Consider the following 19,272-nt stretch of genomic DNA (forward strand, 5'->3'; position numbering starts at 1 on the left):
CCTTAAGTCCTTTGCGAGGCGCGCAGCGCCTGGCCGAGATCGTCGGTGATATCGTCGGCGGTTTCGATGCCGACCGACAGCCGCACCAGCTCTTCGCCGATGCCGGCGGCCTTGAGCTGTTCGGCGTCCATCTGCTGATGCGTGGTGCTGGCGGGGTGGATCACCAGCGTCTTGGCGTCGCCGACATTGGCGAGATGGCTGATCAGCTTTAACGACTCGATGAACTTCTTGCCGGCGGCGCGGCCGCCCTTGATACCGAAGCTGATGATCGAGCCGGCGCCGCGCGGCAGCAGCTTCTTTGCCAGCGCGTAGTCCGGATGCGTCTCCAGCGACGGATGCAGCACCCAGTCGACCGCCTTGTTCGCGGTGAGGAAATCCAGCACCCTATGGGTGTTGCTGACGTGGCGGTCCATGCGGACGCCGAGCGTCTCGATCCCCTGCAGCAGCTGGAACGCATTGGTCGGCGACAGGCAGGCGCCGAAATCGCGCAGGCCCTCGGTGCGGGCGCGCATGATGAAGGCGGCCTTGCCGAACTGCTCGTCGAAGACGATGCCGTGATAGCCGGCATAGGGCTCGGTCAGCTGCGGGAATTTGCCGGAGCCGCGCCAGTCGAACCGGCCGCCGTCGACGATGACGCCGCCGATCGCGATGCCGTGGCCGCCCATCCACTTGGTCGCCGAGTTCATCGTGATGTCGGCGCCGAGCTCGATCGGCTGGCTGAGGTAAGGCGTCGCGAAGGTGTTGTCGATCAACAGCGGGATCTTCGCATCATGCGCGACCTGCGCCACCGCCGGGATATCGAGCACCTCGAGGCCGGGATTGCCGATGGTCTCGCCGATCACGAGCCTTGTGTTCGGCCTGATCGCGGCGCGGAATTCGTCCAGCGCGCGCGGCTTCACGAAGGTCGTGGTGATGCCGAAGCGCGGCAACGTATGTGCGAGGAGATTGATGGTGCCGCCATAGAGCGAGGCGGAGGCGACGATATGGTCGCCGGCGTTGAGCAGGGTTGCGATCGCAAGATGCATCGCGGCCATGCCGCTGGCGGTGCAGATCGCGCCGACGCCGCATTCGAGCGCGGCGATGCGCTCCTCCAGCACCGCGGTCGTCGGGTTGGAGATCCGCGTGTAGATATGGCCGGCGCGTTCCAGGTTGAACAGCGCTGCGGCGTGGTCGGCGTCCTGGAACACGTAGGACGTGGTCTGATAGATCGGAACCGCGCGTGCGCCGGTTAAGGGATCGGGCCGCTGGCCGGCATGCAGGCTCAGGGTTTCGAAGGCAGGCGGCTTGGGTGCGGGCATGCGAAGCTCGTCAGGTCAGTCGATGAAAATGGTGAGTCCGAAGATTAGACGTGAACTGCGGTGCGAACGCGGCCGACATTGCCGAACACGCGCAAATAGCGCTCGACCTCCGAGGGGATGCCGGTCGCCTTCTCCGGATTGTCGGAGAGCTTCACGGCCGGACGTCCGTCGACCGACGTCACCTTGCAGACGATCGAGATCGGATCGAGCTCGGCGGTGCCGTCGGGGGCGCAGCCGACGAAATCATTGGTAAGGTTGGTGCCCCAGCCGAAGCTGACGCGCACGCGACCCTTGAAGTGATGGAATGTCTCCTCGATCGAGCCGACATCCATCGCGTCGGAGAACACCAAAAGCTTCTCCTTCGGGTCGCGGCCCTTCTGCTTCCACCATTTGATGATCTCTTCGCCGGCGGTGATTGGCGGCGCGCTGTCGGGACGAAACCCGGTCCAGTCGGCGACCCAGTCCGGCGCGTCGCGCAGGAACGGCTTGGTGCCGAAGGCGTCGGGCAGCGCGATCAGGAGGTTGCCGCCATAGGTGTGGCGCCACTGGTCGAGGATGCGATAGGGCGCCCAGCGCAATTCCTCGTCGGAATTGGCGAGCGCCGCGGCGACCATCGGCAGTTCGTGCGCGTTGGTGCCGATCGCCTCGAGGTCGTTGTCCATCGCCAGCAGCACGTTGGAGGTTCCAGTGAAGGACGGGCCGAGGCCTTCCTTCACCGCCTCGACGCACCAGCGCTGCCACAGGAAGCCGTGGCGGCGGCGCGTGCCGAAATCGGACAGCCGCAATCCATCCAGCTTGCGCAACCGCTCGACCTTGGCCCACAGCTTGGCCTTGGCGCGGGCGTAGAGCACGTCGAGCGCGAAACGGCCATAGGTCTTGGTTGCCGCGCGCGAGCGCAGCTCGTTGAGGATCGCGAGCGCCGGAATCTCCCACATCGTGGTGTGGGTCCACGGCCCGTGGAAATGCAGCTCGTACTGGCCGTCGACCTTGTGCAGCTCGTATTCGGGCAGGCGGAAAGTCGAGAGCCAGTTGATGAAGTCGGGCGAGAACATCTGGGTCTTGCCGTAGAACGTGTTGCCGGCGAGCCAGATCAGTTCCTTCTTGGAAAAGCGGATGGTGCGGGCATGGTCGAGCTGGGCGCGCAGCTCGCCCTCGTCGATGACCTCGGCGAGCTTGATATGGGTCGAGCGGTTGATCACCGAAAAGGTCGTGCGCGTGTCCGGATAGCATTCCCGGATCATCTGCAGCATCAACAGCTTGTAGAAATCGGTGTCGAGCAGGCTGCGCACGATCGGGTCGAGCCGCCAGCCGTGGTTGTAGGTCCGGGTCGCGATATCTGTCACGGTCATGCGGGAACCTTAGCCTGCCCCGCGCCGCCCGCCCAGTGGGTATCGGGCGGAACATGGCAGGTCAGCGCGCTATGGTCTGCCGTATACGGCCGACCGTGGCGGCGAGATCGGTCCAGGCTGGCTTGCCGGGGGCAAACTGGCTGCGGAGGAAGGAAGCAAGCTCGGCGACCTGGCCGTCGCTCATGCTGTCCTTGAAGGCCGGCATGTAGCCGAGGTCGGTCACCGCCGGCTTGGCGATGCCGTGCAGGATCACCTGGATCAGATTGTCGGGCACATCGCTGTGCAGATTGCTGTTCAGCGCCAGCGACGGCCGGCTGCCGAACAGCGGCGGGCCGCCGACCTCATGGCAGACCGCACAGGCGCCTTGGTAGATGCGGGCGCCCGCCGAGGCGGCGGTGGTCGCAGTGGTCGTGGTCTCGAGCCGCGCGGCAAGGGCATCGTGGGCAGAGCGGTCGACGGGCGTGTTGAACGAGGCGAGGTAGACCGCCATCGCGCGGATGTCCTGGTCGGGCAGTGCCGCGAGTTCACGCACGACCGGCGCCATCGGCCCCGCCGCAACGCCGTGCAGGCGGGACTCGCCGGTGCGCAGATAGGCGTACAGCTCGTCCTCGCTCCAGGGGACCGGCGCCTTCGACAGCGAGGTCAGCGCCGGCGCCTCCCAGCCCTCGGCGAAGCCGCCGGCGAGATAGGCCGCTTGCCGTTCGGCGCCGAGCGCATTGCGCGGCGAATGGCAGGCGCTGCAATGGCCGAGGCCCTCGATCAGATACGCGCCGCGATTCCAGGTCGCCGATTTCGATGGATCGGGCTGGAATATCTGCGGCTGATGGAACAATGCATTCCATCCAGCGAGCAGCGGCCGCAGGTTGAACGGAAAGGCGAGTGCGTTTGCCGGCGTCGCCGCGCGCACCGGCGCCTGCGCCATCAGGTAGGCATAGAGCGCCTGCAGGTCGGCATCACTGGTCCTGGCGAAATGCGTGTACGGGAATGCCGGGTAGAGATGGCGCCCGTCGCGATGGATGCCTTCGCGCATCGCGCGCTCGAACGCGGGATAGGACCAGGCGCCGATCCCGGTGTCGACATCGGGCGTGATGTTGGTCGTATAGATGGTGCCGAACGGCGTCTCCAGCGGCCGGCCGCCGGCATTCGCGACGCCATGCTCTGAGGTGTGGCAGACGGCGCAGGCGCCGAGTGCCGCGAGCTCCTTGCCGCGCGCGATCGTTGCCGCAGAATAGACCGAAGCATCGGGCCGGGCGATCGGCGCGATCGCGCGCCAGGGCAGTGCGGCCGCGCCGATCCCAATCGCCGCGGCGCAGAGTGCAGCAATGCCGGCGAGCATGCCGCCACGCTTGGCAAACGGATTCTGCCATCGATTGAGGTCAGCTGGCTGCACGGGCGGCGCTAGCGATGCAGGCGCTGCGGGCTGTTCGCCGTGCAACCCCTTCAGGATACGCTCCGGCGTGAACGGCAACTCGCGGAAGCGGACGCCGGTCGCATCATAGATCGCATTGGCGATCGCGGCGGCGCTCGGTACCGAGGCGGATTCGCCGACGCCGAGTGGCGGCTGGTCCTGCCGCGGCAGCATCAGCACGTCGATCTTGGGCAGCTCTGGAAACTTGATGATGGGGTAGGCGCCCCATTCCCGCGCCGCTACCGCGCCGCGCTCGAAGGAGACTTCCTCCATCAGCGCGCGGCTGGTCGACTGGATCACGTTGCCTTCGATCTGGTGCCGCACGCCGTCCGGATTGATCATCAATCCGGAGTCCTGGCCGGCGACGACACGGGTCACGCTGACATCGCCGGTCGCCTTGTTGACGGCGACGTCGGCGATCCACGCCGACCATGCCGCGCCGTAGCCGGGAAACTTGCTGTGCACGTACAGCGCATAGGCAAAGCCGCGGCCGCGCACGATATCGCCTTCCGCTTCCGGTTCTTGCCGTATCGGGCGGGGTGTCCAGCCGGCGCGTTCGGCGACTGCATTGACGAGATCGATCGCGCGCTTGTCTTTCAAATAGCGCAGCCGGTATTCGATCGGGTCGACCTCGGCCTCGGCGGCAAGCTCGTCGATATAGGATTCATGCGCAAAGGTGTTCGGCAGTGCCGAGACGCCGCGAAACCACGACGCGCGCACGATCGGCGGCATGTCGTTGGCGATCACGCGCATGTTCTCGTAGTCGTAGGGCGGGATCGCTGTGCGGTCGCCCATCTCGAACACGGCCGCTTCAGGCGCGATCCGTCCGGTGAGCAGCAGCGCCAAGGTCGGCGCGCCGTTCGACGGGTAGCGCGTGGCAAAGTCATAACCGGCGACGCTGCCGTCGGCGTTGAGCCCGCCATTGACGTCCATCAGCTGCGCGGTGCCCTTCGGCTCCCACGCATGCTCCTGCTCGCGGGTGAGCTGCACCCGCACCGGGCGGCCGACCGCGCGCGACAGCAGCAGTGCATCGGCGGTGACGTCGTCGGCGCAGTTTCGGCCGTAGCAGCCGGCGGCCTCCATCCGGATCACGTCGATCTCGGATTCCGGCCGCTGGATCAAGAGCGCGAGATCACCGCGCAGGATGTGCGGATTCTGCGTGCCGGACCAGACTTGGATCACACCGTCAGTATAGTCGGCGACCGCGCAGGACGGGCCGATCGAGCCGTGCATCTGGTAGGGCCAGACGTAAGTTCGCGGCATCGGCTTGGCGGCCGCCTTGATCGCGGCATCGACATCGCCCTTGTCGATCAGCTGGCGCGGCGTAGACGAATTGGCACGCAACGCCTGCTCGATGTCGGAGAGGTCGGTCAGACCAGGTCCCGGCTTCCAGCTCACCTTGAGCTGCGCGGCGGCCTTGATCGCATTCTCCTCACGCTCCGCGACGACGCCGATGAAATCGCCGATCCGCACCACCGCGACGAGGCCGGGAATATCGCGTACCGAGGCCTCATCGACCGCGATCAGGCTGGTGCCGACGAACGGTCCGGCATCGACGCCGGCATAGGGTGGGCGGACGACACGGCCATGCAGCATGCCCGGCACGCGCACATCATGGACATAGACCAGCTCGCCGGTGGCCTTCGCCGGAAGGTCGACGCGCGGCACCGACTTGCCGACGACCGAATATGCGCTCACCGCCTTGACCTGAACGTCGTCGGCGAGCTCGAGCCGAATGGTCTCGTCCGCGATCAGCTCGCCATAGCTGACGCTGCGGTTGTCGTGACCGCGGATCAGGCCGTCCTCGATCGTGAGGTCACTGGCCGGCAGCTCCAGCCGCTCGGCCGCGCGCGCGAGCAGAAAATGCCGTGCTTGCGCGGCGGCCTTGCGCAGGGGAACGGCGGTGATCTGGATGGTCTCGCTCGCGATCGTCGCGCCCTGGTTCGGCACCACAGCGGTGTCGCCGAGGATCACGACCACGCGGGCAAAGGAGACGTCGAGCTCTTCGGCGACGATCTGGCCGAGCGCGGTGCGAATGCCGGTGCCGAGATCGACATGGCCATTATAAGCGTTGACCGAACCGTCTGACGTGATGGTGATGAAGGTCTCGAAAGCGCCTTCCGCACCCAGCACTGCGGGGCGAATGACCGATAGCATGCCGCGTTTGGAGTGCTCCGGACCCGCCATCAATCGCGCGCCTCAAGCGCGTGGCCGGCGGCACGCATCGCTGCGCGGATGATCTCGATATGGGCGCCGCAACGGCAGAGATTGTAGCGCAGCGCTTCCAGCACCTCATGCTCGGAAGGACTTGGATTGCGCGTGAGCAGCGCCTTGGTGGTGATGATCATGCCGTTGAGGCAATAGCCGCACTGCGCGGCCTGTTCGCGGATGTAGGCCTCCTGCACGGGATCGGGATGCTCGCGCGTGCCGAGACCTTCGAGGGTGACGATGCTGCGGCCCGCGCAACCTTCGATCGGAATCACGCAGGCGCGCGCGGCGACGCCGTCGATCAGCACGGCGCAGGCGCCGCACTCGCCGAGCCCGCAGCCATATTTCGGCCCGTTCAATGCGAGGTCGTTGCGCAGCACGTAAAGCAATGCGGTGTCAGGAGCAGCGTCGACATCGTGATTCCTGCCGTTGACGGTCAGGCGCATTGCCCCGGTTCTCCCCTGACGTTTGCGCTGCAATGTTCAGCGTCCAATCGCGGGCGAGGATAACGTTTGTATACAAACGTGCAAGCGGCGGCATGCCGCGCTGCAGCGAGTGCACGCTTTATGAACAGGGTGCGCAAGCGAATGGCAGGGTTTGATTGCAAAGGCCGCTTGACAGGCTTGAGGCCCGCGCGCAGGATCATTCGTATACGAACGATATAGGCAGGGAGGCGGAAGCGCAGTATGATTGACCGCCACCACAAGTCCAGGCTTGGTCACGATGGCTGACACAATGACCGTCGCCGCCGGCGACAAGATCCGCTGCGATGCCTGTCCGGTGATGTGCTACATCAAGCCGGGCGCGGCCGGCGCGTGCGACCGTTATGCCAATCATGACGGCACGCTGGTGCGGGTCGATCCGCATGTCGTGCTGGAGCGCACCGTCTCGCATGGCGGCAAGCTGGTGCCGTTCCAGGTGAGCGGCGACTGGGATGGCAAGATCGTCAGCCAGCCCGACCTCTTCGTCACCGCGATCGGCGCCGGAACCACCTATCCGGACTACAAGCCGGCGCCCTTCATCGTGTCGTCGGAAGTCGACGGCGTCGACATGGTCACCGTGGTGACTGAGGGCATTTTCTCCTATTGCGGCATCAAGGTGAAGATCGACACCGACCGCTATCTCGGTCCGGAGACCGCGACCGTGCGCGCGGATGGCGAGGCGGTCGGCCATGTCACGACCAGCGAATACGGCTCGCAGATGCTCTCGCTCGGCGGCGTGCATCATCTGACCGGCGGCTCCAAGAAGGAAGGCCGCGTCACCTGCGACACGCTGATGGACCTCTCCAACTGCAAGGCGGTCGAGTTGACCATCGACGGCGGCGCCAGTGTCGTGGTGCAGGCGGGCAAGCCGCCGATCGTCAACGGCGTGGCGGAAGAGCGCATGCGGGTCGGCTGCGGCTCGGCGACCATCGGCATGTTCGCCAAGCAGTGGCACGGCAAGGTCGATGAGGTCGTGGTGGTCGACGACCATATCACCGGCGTGCTCAGCGAGCACCAGGCCGGCAAGCTGCTCGATATCGCCGACACCGGCATCAAGATGAAGGGGAGGCGCTCGACGCCCGGCCGCTATTTCCAGGTCGCCGATCCCGGCACCGGCTGGGGCGGCACCAACATTTCCGATCCGCTGTCGATCCTCGGCCCCTTCAATGCCAAGGAAGCGCGACCGGGTTTGACCATGCTGATGGTTTCGACCACCGGCGAGCACGCGTCATACTACGTGCTCGACGAGGCCTTGCGGCCGGTCGAGACCGAGATGCCGGCCGACCTCAGATTCTCGGTCGAGCGCATCCAGGAGAATTGCGAGCCAGCGTTGTGCACCGTGCTGTTCATGGGTGGCGCGGGCGGATCGCTGCGCGCTGGCGTCACCGACAATCCGGTGCGGCTGACCCGCTCGGTCAAGGATGCGCTCACAAGGGTGACCAGCGGCGGTGCGCCGGTCTATGTCTGGCCCGGCGGCGGCATCACCTTCATGGTCGATGTCACGCAGATGCCGGCCGGAGCTTTCGGCTACGTGCCGACGCCGGCGCTGGTGGCGCCGATCGAGTTCACGATGAAGCTGTCGGATTACGCGGCACTCGGCGGCCATATGGATTATGTCCGGCCGCTATCATCGCTGCGCGACAGCGCCGACATCCGGCCGGTGCCGTATCTTCCCGGGCGGCGCGCATGACGCGGCTTCCGCAAATCGCGCTTCTTCCTGACGGCAAGCGGCTGCATTTGCAAGATGGGCCCATTGATCTGATCATCGAAGCCAAGGGCAGGGATGCGGATGTTCGGTCCGCCTATCAGGCGGCGGCGGAGCGCTTTACCGGTCTGCTCGATGAACTCTGCACTGAACTCGCCGAACTGCGCAGCGCGGCGGGTCCCGATCGCTGCCTGCTGAAGGGCGTCGTCGCGCGGCGTATGCATGCGGCGGTCGCGCCGTTTGCCACCGATTGCTTCATCACGCCGATGGCCGCGGTCGCGGGCTCGGTTGCCGAGGAAATCCTCGGTGAGATGCTGCGCACAACGACGCTCGATCGCGCCTATGTCAACAATGGCGGCGACATCGCGCTGCATCTCGGCGAGGGCGAACAATTCACCGTCGGCCTGATGGATCGGCCGGACCGCCACGGTGTGATGCGCACGATGTCGGTCGATGCCGACATGCCGGCCCGCGGGATCGCGACCAGCGGCCGCCACGGCCGCAGCTTCTCGCTCGGCATTGCCGACGCCGTCACGGTGCTGGCGCGAACGGCGTCGCAGGCCGACGCGGCTGCGACCGTGATCGCCAATGCGGTCGATCTGCCTGATCATCCCGCGATCATGCGCGTTCCGGCCAACGAATTGCAGCCCGACAGCGACCTCGGCGGGCGACCGGTGACGCGCGATGTGGGGCCTTTGGCGGACCACGAGATCGAGCGGGCGCTCGAGGCGGGGGCGGCACGGGCGCGGATGCTCCTGATGTCGGGATTGATCGAGGGCGCGGCATTGCGTCTACTGGGCGAAACGCGGCTTGTTGGTGCAACTGGGGACGGCACGCCGGCGTCGCACGCGTTTCAGGAACCAACGATAGAACACATGCTGCAGGCATGACCGGGAGCGAGGCAAGATGAGCGCCGTCATTCGCAAGATCGTCACCGTGGTCGAGGAGACCCATCTGGAGATGGGCAAGAGCATCGCACCGCCCACCCGCCGCGCCGCCGCGATCGCCGTGATCGAAAACCCCTTTGCCGGCCGCTATGTCGAGGACCTGTCGCCGCTGATCGCGATCGGCGAGGAGCTCGGCGAATTGCTGTCGAAGCGGGCGGTCGCCGCGCTCGGCATCGACGGCGCCAAGGCGCATAGCTACGGCAAGGCCGCCGCGGTCGGCGAGAATGGCGAGCTCGAGCACGCGGCCGCGATCCTGCATCCGAAGATGGGCGCGCCGGTGCGCAAGGTGCTCTCGAAGGGCGCGGCGCTGATTCCGTCCTCGAAGAAGCGCTCCGGTCCCGGCACCACGCTGGATATTCCGCTCGGGCACAAGGACGCGGCTTTCGTGCGCAGCCATTTCGACGGCATGGAAGTGCAGATCAACGATGCGCCGCGCGCCAACGAGATCATGGTCGCGGTGGCGGTGACCGACAGCGGCCGGCCGCTGCCGCGGGTCGGAGGGCTGACGGTCGACGAAGTCAAAGGCGAAGACGGATTGCGATAATCTCTTTGAAGAAAAACTGGAGGACGGGATGCGTGGTTATTTCGTAGGGGCGGGATTGGCGATCGCGGTCGCGACCATGGCGACGAGCGCCATGACGACGCAGGCCATGGCGCAGGCCGAGATCAAGATCGGCGAGATCAACTCGTATTCGCTGCTGCCGGCATTCACCGAGCCCTATCGCAAGGGCTGGCAGCTCGCGGTGGAGGAGATCAACGCGGCCGGCGGCATCAACGGCAAGAAGCTCGTCGTCATCTCCAAGGATGATGGCGGCAAGCCGGCGGATGCGCAGACCGCGGCGAACGAACTGGTGTCGAGCGAGAACGTCGCGATGCTCACCGGCACGTTCCTGTCCAATATCGGTCTGGCTGTCTCTGACTTCGCCAACCAGAAGAAGGTGTTCTTCCTCGCAGCGGAGCCGCTGACCGACGCGATCACCTGGTCGAAGGGTAACCGCTATACGTTCCGCCTGCGCCCCTCCAACTACATGCAGGCCGCGATGCTGGTGGAGGAGGCGGCAAAGCTTCCCGCAAAGCGCTGGGCGACGATCGCGCCGAACTATGAGTACGGCCAGTCGGCGGTCGCGGTGTTCAAGAAGCTGATGTCGGAGAAGCGTCCCGATATCCAGTGGGTCGACGAGCAGTGGCCGCCGCAGGGCAAGATCGACGCCGGTCCGGTGGTGCAGGCAACTGCCGCGGCGAACCCGGAGGCGATCCTCAACGTCACCTTCGGCGCCGACCTCGTCAAGCTCGTGCGCGAAGGCAACACCCGCGGCCTGTTCAAGGGGCGCACGGTGGTGAGCTTCCTGACCGGCGAGCCGGAATATCTCGATCCGCTGAAGGACGAGACGCCGGAGGGCTGGATCGTCACCGGCTATCCCTGGTACTCGATCAAGACGCCGGAGCACGACGCGTTCCTGAAGGCCTACCAGGCCAAGTACAATGACTATCCGCGGCTCGGCTCGATCGTCGGCTACCAGACCATCAAGGCGGCGGCGGCGATCCTCGCCAAGGCCGGCTCCAGCGATCCGGAGAAGCTGATCGCGGCGGCCGAAGGCATCTCGATGCCGTCGCCATTCGGCGAGATCACCTTCCGCAAGATCGATCATCAGTCGACGCTCGGCGCCTTCACCGGCAAGACCGCGCTGAAGGACGGCAAGGGCATCATGGTCGATACCGCCTATCGCAAGGGCTCGGACTATCTGCCCAGTGATGCCGAGATCGAGAAGATGCGGCCGAAGGATTGATTTTCTTCTCCCTCGCCCCGCTCTTGCGGGGAGAGGGCGTAGGCGGCCTTGGCCGCCGTCTAGAAACAACGCCGATGCGAAGCATCGGCTCCGGTGAGGGGCTGTCTCCGCGAGCGAGTGCGCGGAGAGTTCCCCTCACCCGAAACTCAAGCTCGCGCTTGAGTTTCGACCTCTCCCCGCGGGCGGGGCGAGGTGAAGGAATGTGACGCTTGTAAACTCCAACGCGGACCGTCCATGGCTTTCTATGTCGTCCAGTTCCTGACCGGTCTTGCCAGCGCGGCGTCGCTGTTCCTGGTCGCTTCGGGTCTGTCGATCATCTTCGGCGTGACGCGGATCGTGAACTTCGCGCATGGTGCGTTCTACATGCTCGGCGCCTATGTCGCCTTCACCCTGACCGAGCGCCTCGAAGGCGCGTTCGGCTTCTGGGGCGGCATCGTCATCGCGGCCCTCGTCGTCGCCGCGATCGGCGTGCTGGTCGAGATGGTGCTGCTGCGCCGAATCTACCATTCGCCCGAGCTGTTTCAGTTGCTCGCCACCTTCGGCCTCACGCTGATGGTCGAGGACCTCGTGGTGCTGATCTGGGGGCCAGACGACCTGGTCGGCCGCCGCGCGCCGGGCTTCAAGGGGGCGATCGATTTCTTTGGCCAGAATATTCCCAGCTACGACCTGTTCCTGATCGTGCTCGGGCCGGTTGTGCTCGGCGTGCTCTGGCTGTTGTTTCAGCGCACCCGCTGGGGCGTGCTGGTACGCGCGGCGACGCAGGACCGCGACATGGTCGCGGCGCTCGGCGTCAATCAGAAATGGCTGTTCACCAGCGTGTTCGCGCTCGGCGTCTTCCTCGCCGCGCTCGGCGGCGCGCTGCAGATTCCGCGCGATGCGGTCAACCACGCGATGGATTTGCGGGTCATCGTCGAGGTCTTCGTCGTGGTCGTGATCGGCGGCCTCGGCAGCATCATCGGCGCCTTCGTCGCGGGGGTGCTGGTGTCCGAGCTCAACGCATTCGGCATCCTGATCTTCCCGAAGATCTCGATCATCCTGGTGTTCCTGGTGATGGCGGTGGTGCTGATCGTCCGGCCGTGGGGGCTGTTCGGCAAGCCCGAGGCGCCGGCGCGGCGTACGCCGGGCCTGACCGTCAATCCGTGGCGGCCGCTGACGACGAACGAACGGCTCGCCGCGATCGCCGTCCTCGTCGTCGCCGCCGCGCTGCCCTTCATCGCCGGAAATTATGTGCTCACCGTCGGCTCCGAGATCGCGATCTTCGTGATCTTCGCGGTCAGCCTGCACTTCCTGATGTCGGTCGGCGGGCTCGCCTCGTTCGGTCACGCCGCCTATTTCGGCCTCGGCGCCTATGGCGTGGCGCTGCTCGCCAAGATGGCGGGCTTGCCGATGATCGCGTGCCTGCTGCTCGGCCCGCTGCTCGGGCTGATGGGTGCCGCCGTGTTCGGCTTCTTCGCGGTGCAGCTCTCGGGCGTCTATTTCGCGATGCTGACCCTGGCCTTTGCCCAGATCGTCTGGTCGATCGCGTTCCAGTGGGTGTCGGTCACCGGCGGCGACAACGGCATTCTCGGGGTCTGGCCGGAAAAATGGGCGGCGAGCCCGTCGCATTTCTACTGGCTGTCGCTCGGCATTGCCGCGTTCGCGGTCGTGATCCTGCGCATCATCGTGTTCTCGCCGTTCGGTTTTGCGCTGCGCGCCACGCGGGATTCTCCGCTGCGTAGCGAGGCGATCGGCATCAACGGCAAGCGGATCCAGTGGACCGCCTTCGTGATCGCGGGCACGGTCGCCGGCCTTGCCGGCGCGCTGTTCGCCTATCTCAAGGGCAGCGTCTTTCCCGACAATATGGGCATCTCGCTGTCGGTCGACGCGCTGGTCATGGTGCTGCTCGGCGGCGTCGAGACGGTGTCGGGCGCGGTGGTCGGCGCCATCGTCTACAAGGCGCTCAACATCTGGCTGGTCAGCCAGACCGACTGGTCGAAGCTCGTGCTCGGTGCCTTCGTGGTGCTGATCGTGGTCGCGTTCCCGAAGGGCATCGTCGGCACGCTGGAAGCCCTCATGCACCGGCGGCGCAAATCCTCGTCAGCGGCGTCGCCCTTGCTCACCTCCCGCATCGAGACCGCCGAATGAGCATGGTTCCAACATTGCTGTCGGTCGAGGGGCTGACCAAGTCCTATGGCGGCGTGCACGCGGTGCGCGGCGTCTCGTTCGAGTTGCGCGCCGGCGAGATCCTGGCGCTGATCGGGCCGAACGGGGCGGGCAAGAGCACCTGCTTCGACATGCTCAACGGCCAGAACGTTCCGGATAGCGGCCGCATCCGCGTGCTGGGCGCGGAGACCACCGGCAAGAAGCCGCGCGTGATCTGGCGCATGGGGGTGGGGCGCACGTTCCAGATCGCAGCGACGTTCCCGACCATGACGGTGCGCGAGAACGTGCAGGTCGCGCTGGTCTCGCATGGCGACCAGCTGTTCAATCTGTGGACCTCGACCGCGCGTCATGCTCGCGATGAGGCCGGGCGGCTGCTCGATCTGGTCGGCATGGGCGCCTATGCGGAACGGCCCTGCGGCGAGCTTGCCTATGGCGACGTCAAGCGGCTGGAGCTTGCGATCGCGCTGGCGAACCAACCCAAACTGTTGCTGATGGACGAGCCGACCGCCGGCATGGCGCCGCGCGAGCGCGTCGAGCTGATGCGGCTGACGGCGCGGATCGCGCGGGAGCAGTCGATTGGCGTTCTCTTCACCGAGCACGACATGGACGTGGTGTTCGAGCATGCCGATCGTATCCTGGTGCTGAACCGCGGCACGTTGATTGCGGAAGGCTCGCCCGAGGAGGTTCGCGGCAACGCCCAGGTGCGGGCGATCTATCTCGGCGAGGGCCTCGTCTACGACGCCCGGCACCGCGAGGGGGCATCGGCATGAAGCTCACGGTGAAGGACCTCAACAGCTTCTACGGTCCGGCGCATATCCTGTTCGACATCGCGCTCGAGGTCGGCGAGGGCGAGGTGGTGGCATTGCTCGGCCGCAACGGCGCCGGCAAGTCGACCACGTTCCGCTCCATCGTCGGACTGGTCGAGAACCGTTCCGGCCGCGTGATGTTCGAGGGCCGGGACGTCTCCGATCTGCCGACGCATGCGATCGTGCGCGGCGGGCTCGGCTATGTGCCGGAGGAGCGCCGTATCTTCACGGATCTCACGGTCGAGGAGAATCTCGAGGTCGGCCGGCAGCCGAAGCGGCCGGGCGCGCCGCAATGGGACCGCGAGAAACTGTTCAAGCTGTTTCCCAATCTCGGCGAGATGCGCGGGCGACCCGGCGGGCGCATGAGCGGCGGCGAGCAGCAGATGCTGACCATCGCGCGCACGCTGATGGGCAATCCGTCGCTGGTGCTGCTCGACGAGCCGTCGGAAGGCCTGTCGCCGAAGATCGTCGAGCAGATGGTCGACGCGATCCTGGCGATGAAGAAAGAAGGCGTCAGCATCGTCGTGTCAGAGCAGAATCTGCATTTCGCCCGGCTGATCTCGGATCGCGCCTATATCATCGAGCGCGGCCGGATCTGTTTTGGCGGCACCATGGCGGAACTCGATGCGCGTCCGGATATCCGTGACGCGCATCTGTCGCTGTAAAGGGCGGGGTGGAATGATGGCGAGGAGTGCTGCACCGAAGCGGAGCGTGAAGGCCGCGAAGCCGGGCTATGTGCTGGACGAGCAGATCGGTTTCATCCTGCGCCAGGTGTCGCAGCGCCACGCCGTGATCTTCGCCCGCGAGATCGGCATCAGCCTGACGCCGACGCAGTGGGCTGCGCTGTCGAAGCTGTCCGAGGTCGGCGCCTGCTCGCAGAACCAGCTCGGGCGGCTGACCTCAATGGATGTCGCGACCATCAAGGGCGTGATCGATCGGCTGACCGCGCGCGGCCTGACCGAGACCTCGCCCGATCCGAATGACGGCCGCCGGCTGCTGGTGAGCTTGACGCGCGCCGGCCAGCAGATGGCCGACAAGGCCGCGCCGAATGCGCTGGTCATTTCCAGGGAAACGCTGGCGCCGCTCGACGCCAAGGAGCGCGAAACGCTGATCGCGCTGCTGGGGAAATTGCGCTGACGCAAAGGTAGTACCGTCACCCTGAGGTGCTCGCCTCTTTGGCGAGCCTCGAAGGGCGACGGCCCGGCTGTCTCATCGCAGACCTAGCCGGGCCGTGCATCCTTCGAGGCTCGCAAGAGCTCGCACCTCAGGATGACGGGCATCTATCGCCCGCCTACTTCGCGACGATCTCCGGCACCTTGCCCGCGGGCGGGGTGTTGCGGCTGCGCTGGGTGCGGACGATGCCGTCGATGATGGTCATGCCGATGCCCGGGAGATCGCCGAGCTGAACGCTTTCCAGGATATTCTTGCCCGGTGAATGCTGCGCCTTGTCCATCAGCACGAAATCGGCGGAGCGGCCGACTTCGATCAGGCCGCAATCGAGCTCGCGCATCCGCGCGGTGTTGCCGGTCGCAAGGCAGAACGCCAGCTCGGCCGGCAGCTCGCCGAGCGAGGACAATAGCGAGACCATGCGCAGGATGCCGAGCGGTTGCACGCCCGAGCCGGCAGGCGCGTCGGTGCCGAGGATGACGCGGTGCAGATCGCCCATCTCGCGTGCGGTTCGCAGCGTGAACAGCGCCGAGCGCTCATTGCCATTGTGCACCAGCTCCAGCCCGCGCTTGCAGCCCTCGCAGATGCAGCGGATCTGGTCGTCGGGCAGCGCGGTGTGGCCGCCATTGATATGGCCGACCACGTCGGTGTCGGCCTCCAGCACCACGTCCTTGTCGATCAGGCCCGAGCCCGGGATCGACGGTCCGCCGGTGTGGATCGTGCTTTGAATGCCGTATTTGCGGGCCCAGCCGACCATCTTGCGCGCCGTCGGCCCGTCCTTCACGCCACCGAGCCCGACCTCGCCGAGCAGCTTGACGCCGGCGGCGGCCATTTCCTTGAAATCGTCCTCCACCATCTCGCATTCGATCACGGGCGCGCCGGCATGCACCTTCACGCCGCCGGGCCGCAGCGTCCAGAACGCGCGCTGCGCGAAGATCGCCATCGCCTTCACGCCGACCACGTCGCGCGGCCGGCCCGGCATGTGCACCTCGCCGGCGGAGATCATGGTGGTGACGCCGCCATGCAGATAGCTGTCGATCCAGTTGATCTGGTTCTGTCGCGGCGTCCAGTCGCCGGCGACGGGGTGGACGTGGCTGTCGATCAGGCCGGGTGCGACCGTCGTTCCCATGGCATCGACGATCGTGGTGGCGCCTTCGGTGTCGACATCCTTGAGGCGGCCGATCGCTGATATCTTGCCGTTCTCGGCGACGATGGTATCGGCATCCAGGATCGGCTTCTCCAAAGCTCCCGACAGCAATAGCCCGATATTGCGGATCACCAGCTTGCTGGGGCCGGTGGCCTGGGGCGCGTCGTGAGCCATGGGTGTTTTCCTTCTGTTTTCGTTCCGAAATTGCCCGGGAATTTGAGCCCGGCTTGACTTTCCGATCAAGCCGGATTATTCGTTTGTATACGAATGATCGTATACAAACGATCCGGCCGGTCAACGGGGTCCAAGTCCTCCTCCGCCGCAGCACAAATCAGGGGTTGGTGCGATGAGCAATTTCAACCAGGAAAGCGTCCTCAGCGTTCATCACTGGACCGACACGCTGTTCTCCTTCAAGACCACGCGCAATCCGTCGTTCCGCTTCCGCAACGGCGAGTTCACCATGATCGGGCTCAAGGTCGGCGAGAAGCCGCTGCTGCGCGCCTACAGCGTCGCCAGCGCGAACTACGAGGACACGCTGGAATTCTTCTCGATCAAGGTTCCGGACGGCCCGCTGACCTCGCGTCTCCAGCACCTCAAGGAAGGCGACGAGATCATCGTCAGCCGCAAGGCCACCGGCACGCTGGTCATCGACAACCTCGAGGACGGCCGCAACCTCTATCTGATCGGCACCGGCACCGGCCTCGCGCCGTTCCTGAGCGTGATCAAGGACCCCGAGACCTATGACCGGTTCGAGAAGGTCGTGCTGCTGCACGGCTGCCGCCGCGTCAAGGAGCTCGCCTATGGCGAGATGATCACCGAGACGCTGCCGCAGGACGAACTGATCGGCGAATTGGTCCGCGACCAGCTGATCTATTACCCGACCGTGACGCGCGATCCGTTCCGCAACCGCGGCCGCATCACCGACCTGATCACGTCGGGCAAGCTGTTCGCCGATATCGGCCTGCCGGCGCTCGATGCCGCGCATGACCGCGTCATGATCTGCGGCTCGCCGGCGCTGGTCGCCGACACCCGCACGCTGCTGAATGGCCGCGGCTTCGTCGAGGGCAATCACGGCGAGCCGGCCCAGTTCGTGGTCGAGAAGGCGTTCGCCGAGCGTTGATCATCGCGGTGGCTGCCAGCCCCCGCGTTTGCGAAGAGTTCGCGTAGGATTGCGCAGCAATCTTGCGCCGAAGCGAGGAAGCAATCCATCTTCCGGTACAGCCGGGAGCAATGGATTGCTTCGCGTCGCTTGCGATGAGCTGATGTCCTATGGCCTGACCGCCGGCGTCTCCACCGGCATGCCGCGCGCCCGCGTCATCAGATAGAGCTCGAGCTCGACCAGCTCGGGCGAGCCGTAGTCATAGGCCTGCGCCCGGATGCCGGTGATGCAGGCGCGCAGCCGGCGCTGCAACGATCCGAGCGACTGCCATTCCAGCCGGTAGAGCGGATAGCCGGTCGGTTGCGCTTGCGTGATTGCGCTGCCCGCGAGCTTCTTGTCCCAATTATCGTCGTGGCAGTTGGCGCAGGCCAGGTTGAGCTGGCCTTGTCGCTGGATGAACAGGGCGTGGCCCTTTTCGACGAACGGCGCGATCTCCGGATCGTCACCGGCCGCGATCGGCACGCCGCGCGATTGCTGCGCGACATAGGCTGATAGTGCCAGCAGCTCGCGGCTTTCATAGGCGAACGGCGATGCCTGCTGGTGATCGGCACGGCAGAGGTTGATCCGCCCTTCGAGATCGACGGGCTTTCCGAGTGCCTTCTCGAATGCCGGATAATGCGCAGCAACGCCCTTCATGCTGACCCGCGCATCATCGTGGCAATCGGCGCAGGCCTTGTTTGCGGCGCCGGCCTTGCGCTTCCACAGCGCCTCGCCGTCGAGCACGAACAGCATGCCGGGATTCGCAGTGTCCTCGTCCTGCATCGCCTGGGTGTCCGCGCTCATGAAGCTGTAGCCGGAGCGGCGCTGGTCCAGCGGAATTTCGGTGGCAAGCGTTGTGCCCGCCATTGCCGTCAGCAGCGCGATGCAGAGCGCAATCCTCATTCGACCGTGATCGAAGCCTGTGCGGTCTCCGAAAACCCCTTGTCGCCGATCCATTCGAACTCGAACTTGCCGCTCTCGGTCACCGTGGTGAAGAAGGTGATGAACGGATTGGCGGCGATCGCGGGATAAAGGTCGGCGCGGAACACTTCCGTGCCGTTGAAGCGGCAGGTGAAGCTCGTGATGATGTCGCGCGGCACCACGTCGCCGGACGCGGTGTGGCGATAGCCGGTCTCCATGATGTGCGACATCAAAGTCTTGATCTCGATCACGTCGCCGCGCTTGGCCTTCTTCGGCACGTTGATCAGGGCCGACGGCATCAGATCGCCTCCTCGGTGCAGGCGGCGAGCGTCACTACGACGTCAGCGGTCGCCGACCAGAACGTGTCGTCGGACAACCGCGCGATCGCCGTGACTTTCTGGCTGTCGGCGAGACGGATACGGGTCGACACCTGCGCCCGGCCGGAACGCGGCCCGAGATAGAAATTGCCGATGTTCGGCTGCGGGTTCTTCTCGTTGAAGACGTGGATGCTCTTGACATAGGCGTCCGCCGTCATCGGGCTTTCGACGCTGACCGTCATCGGCACCGTGTTGCCGTTCTCGACCAGCGGCGGAATGTCGAGCTTGACCTTGCCGGTCCGCACATTGGCTTCGCCGACGATATTGCGGATCGCCGCCGACAGCATCGCCGGCGTCGCGTCGGCCGGGCGCACGATCACCATCATGGCGGCACCGCCGGTAAGGCTCAGAAACGTTCGCCGGGTGTGGTCCGAATCCGCCATGCTGGTC

At 65.7% G+C, this 19,272-nt stretch carries 17 protein-coding genes; 9 read left to right on the top strand and 8 right to left on the bottom strand.

Annotated features, from left to right (window positions below):
• Positions 1 to 2 precede the first annotated feature (2 nt).
• From CK489_RS20210 to CK489_RS20225, 4 genes are all read right to left on the bottom strand, one after another.
• A complete protein-coding gene (locus CK489_RS20210; protein WP_095733439.1) occupies positions 3 to 1,298 on the bottom strand; it encodes an O-acetylhomoserine aminocarboxypropyltransferase in 1,296 nt (431 codons plus the stop codon).
• Between the two features lie 44 nt (positions 1,299 to 1,342).
• Positions 1,343 to 2,647, bottom strand: coding sequence for a nicotinate phosphoribosyltransferase (gene pncB / locus CK489_RS20215; protein ID WP_095733440.1), 1,305 nt, complete (start codon positions 2,645 to 2,647; stop codon positions 1,343 to 1,345).
• Positions 2,648 to 2,708: 61 nt separating this feature from the next.
• Positions 2,709 to 6,212 carry a molybdopterin cofactor-binding domain-containing protein gene (locus CK489_RS20220; RefSeq protein ID WP_245350438.1) on the bottom strand — a complete coding sequence of 1,168 codons (3,504 nt, stop codon included), beginning with the start codon at positions 6,210 to 6,212 and terminating at the stop codon, positions 2,709 to 2,711.
• A 29-nt stretch (positions 6,213 to 6,241) separates the two neighbouring features.
• Positions 6,242 to 6,709: a (2Fe-2S)-binding protein gene (locus tag CK489_RS20225; protein WP_095733442.1), complete on the bottom strand. Its 468-nt coding sequence runs from the start codon at positions 6,707 to 6,709 to the stop codon at positions 6,242 to 6,244.
• A 277-nt stretch (positions 6,710 to 6,986) separates the two neighbouring features.
• Here CK489_RS20225 and CK489_RS20230 point away from each other — a divergent pair, with 277 nt between their 5' ends.
• From CK489_RS20230 to CK489_RS20265, 8 genes are all read left to right on the top strand, one after another.
• Entirely contained in the window at positions 6,987 to 8,435 is a 1,449-nt protein-coding gene (locus CK489_RS20230) for a 6-hydroxynicotinate reductase (RefSeq protein WP_095733443.1), read from the top strand.
• A complete protein-coding gene (locus CK489_RS20235; protein ID WP_095733444.1) occupies positions 8,432 to 9,340 on the top strand; it encodes a UPF0280 family protein in 909 nt (302 codons plus the stop codon). Before CK489_RS20230 ends, CK489_RS20235 begins: the two co-directional genes overlap by 4 nt.
• Positions 9,341 to 9,356: 16 nt before the next feature.
• Positions 9,357 to 9,941, top strand: coding sequence for an amino acid synthesis family protein (locus tag CK489_RS20240; protein ID WP_050629684.1), 585 nt, complete (start codon positions 9,357 to 9,359; stop codon positions 9,939 to 9,941).
• 28 nt (positions 9,942 to 9,969) lie between these two features.
• Positions 9,970 to 11,184 carry an ABC transporter substrate-binding protein gene (locus tag CK489_RS20245; RefSeq protein ID WP_095733445.1) on the top strand — a complete coding sequence of 405 codons (1,215 nt, stop codon included), beginning with the start codon at positions 9,970 to 9,972 and terminating at the stop codon, positions 11,182 to 11,184.
• 234 nt (positions 11,185 to 11,418) lie between these two features.
• Positions 11,419 to 13,308 carry an ABC transporter permease gene (locus CK489_RS20250; protein WP_095733446.1) on the top strand — a complete coding sequence of 630 codons (1,890 nt, stop codon included), beginning with the start codon at positions 11,419 to 11,421 and terminating at the stop codon, positions 13,306 to 13,308.
• A complete protein-coding gene (locus tag CK489_RS20255) occupies positions 13,305 to 14,096 on the top strand; it encodes an ABC transporter ATP-binding protein (protein WP_050629681.1) in 792 nt (263 codons plus the stop codon). The genes CK489_RS20250 and CK489_RS20255 overlap by 4 nt, the downstream gene beginning before the upstream one ends.
• Entirely contained in the window at positions 14,093 to 14,797 is a 705-nt protein-coding gene (locus CK489_RS20260) for an ABC transporter ATP-binding protein (RefSeq protein WP_018270449.1), read from the top strand. Before CK489_RS20255 ends, CK489_RS20260 begins: the two co-directional genes overlap by 4 nt.
• Before the next feature lie 16 nt (positions 14,798 to 14,813).
• Positions 14,814 to 15,269: a MarR family winged helix-turn-helix transcriptional regulator gene (locus CK489_RS20265; protein WP_095733733.1), complete on the top strand. Its 456-nt coding sequence runs from the start codon at positions 14,814 to 14,816 to the stop codon at positions 15,267 to 15,269.
• 154 nt (positions 15,270 to 15,423) lie between these two features.
• On the opposite strand, the gene CK489_RS20270 is transcribed toward CK489_RS20265, so the two are convergent.
• Positions 15,424 to 16,620, bottom strand: a complete 1,197-nt coding sequence (locus CK489_RS20270) for an amidohydrolase family protein (protein WP_074131248.1) — start codon at positions 16,618 to 16,620, stop codon at positions 15,424 to 15,426.
• Positions 16,621 to 16,792: 172 nt separating this feature from the next.
• On the opposite strand from CK489_RS20270, the gene CK489_RS20275 reads away from it, so the two are divergent.
• Positions 16,793 to 17,566 (top strand): ferredoxin--NADP reductase, encoded by a 774-nt coding sequence (locus tag CK489_RS20275; RefSeq protein WP_050629679.1) that lies wholly within the window; start codon positions 16,793 to 16,795, stop codon positions 17,564 to 17,566.
• A gap of 147 nt (positions 17,567 to 17,713) precedes the next feature.
• Here the strand turns inward: CK489_RS20275 and soxA are convergent, their stop codons facing one another.
• The 3 genes from soxA to CK489_RS20290 are packed head-to-tail and all read right to left on the bottom strand — an operon-like array spanning position 17,714 to position 19,265.
• Positions 17,714 to 18,487 (bottom strand): sulfur oxidation c-type cytochrome SoxA, encoded by a 774-nt coding sequence (soxA, locus tag CK489_RS20280; RefSeq protein ID WP_095733447.1) that lies wholly within the window; start codon positions 18,485 to 18,487, stop codon positions 17,714 to 17,716.
• Positions 18,484 to 18,804, bottom strand: coding sequence for a thiosulfate oxidation carrier complex protein SoxZ (gene soxZ, locus CK489_RS20285; RefSeq protein WP_050629677.1), 321 nt, complete (start codon positions 18,802 to 18,804; stop codon positions 18,484 to 18,486). The genes soxA and soxZ overlap by 4 nt, the downstream gene beginning before the upstream one ends.
• Entirely contained in the window at positions 18,804 to 19,265 is a 462-nt protein-coding gene (locus CK489_RS20290; protein WP_095733448.1) for a SoxY-related AACIE arm protein, read from the bottom strand. Before CK489_RS20290 ends, soxZ begins: the two co-directional genes overlap by 1 nt.
• Between the last annotated feature and the right edge of the window lie 7 nt (positions 19,266 to 19,272).

The organism is Bradyrhizobium sp. UFLA03-84, assembly GCF_002289535.1.
Lineage (GTDB): Bacteria > Pseudomonadota > Alphaproteobacteria > Rhizobiales > Xanthobacteraceae > Bradyrhizobium > Bradyrhizobium viridifuturi.

What these genes read in the sequence shown, in the direction of transcription:
- CK489_RS20260 (WP_018270449.1), top strand. Translation starts at nt 14,093, where the DNA reads ATGAAGCTCACGGTGAAGGACCTCAACAGCTTCTACGGTCCGGCGCAT.
- CK489_RS20230 (WP_095733443.1), top strand. Translation starts at nt 6,987, where the DNA reads ATGGCTGACACAATGACCGTCGCCGCCGGCGACAAGATCCGCTGCGAT.
- CK489_RS20250 (WP_095733446.1), top strand. Translation starts at nt 11,419, where the DNA reads ATGGCTTTCTATGTCGTCCAGTTCCTGACCGGTCTTGCCAGCGCGGCG.
- CK489_RS20270 (WP_074131248.1), bottom strand. Translation starts at nt 16,620, where the DNA reads ATGGCTCACGACGCGCCCCAGGCCACCGGCCCCAGCAAGCTGGTGATC.
- soxZ (WP_050629677.1), bottom strand. Translation starts at nt 18,804, where the DNA reads ATGCCGTCGGCCCTGATCAACGTGCCGAAGAAGGCCAAGCGCGGCGAC.
- CK489_RS20290 (WP_095733448.1), bottom strand. Translation starts at nt 19,265, where the DNA reads ATGGCGGATTCGGACCACACCCGGCGAACGTTTCTGAGCCTTACCGGC.
- soxA (WP_095733447.1), bottom strand. Translation starts at nt 18,487, where the DNA reads ATGAGGATTGCGCTCTGCATCGCGCTGCTGACGGCAATGGCGGGCACA.
- CK489_RS20275 (WP_050629679.1), top strand. Translation starts at nt 16,793, where the DNA reads ATGAGCAATTTCAACCAGGAAAGCGTCCTCAGCGTTCATCACTGGACC.
- CK489_RS20210 (WP_095733439.1), bottom strand. Translation starts at nt 1,298, where the DNA reads ATGCCCGCACCCAAGCCGCCTGCCTTCGAAACCCTGAGCCTGCATGCC.
- CK489_RS20265 (WP_095733733.1), top strand. Translation starts at nt 14,814, where the DNA reads ATGGCGAGGAGTGCTGCACCGAAGCGGAGCGTGAAGGCCGCGAAGCCG.
- CK489_RS20240 (WP_050629684.1), top strand. Translation starts at nt 9,357, where the DNA reads ATGAGCGCCGTCATTCGCAAGATCGTCACCGTGGTCGAGGAGACCCAT.
- CK489_RS20225 (WP_095733442.1), bottom strand. Translation starts at nt 6,709, where the DNA reads ATGCGCCTGACCGTCAACGGCAGGAATCACGATGTCGACGCTGCTCCT.
- CK489_RS20255 (WP_050629681.1), top strand. Translation starts at nt 13,305, where the DNA reads ATGAGCATGGTTCCAACATTGCTGTCGGTCGAGGGGCTGACCAAGTCC.
- CK489_RS20235 (WP_095733444.1), top strand. Translation starts at nt 8,432, where the DNA reads ATGACGCGGCTTCCGCAAATCGCGCTTCTTCCTGACGGCAAGCGGCTG.
- pncB (WP_095733440.1), bottom strand. Translation starts at nt 2,647, where the DNA reads ATGACCGTGACAGATATCGCGACCCGGACCTACAACCACGGCTGGCGG.
- CK489_RS20220 (WP_245350438.1), bottom strand. Translation starts at nt 6,212, where the DNA reads ATGCTATCGGTCATTCGCCCCGCAGTGCTGGGTGCGGAAGGCGCTTTC.
- CK489_RS20245 (WP_095733445.1), top strand. Translation starts at nt 9,970, where the DNA reads ATGCGTGGTTATTTCGTAGGGGCGGGATTGGCGATCGCGGTCGCGACC.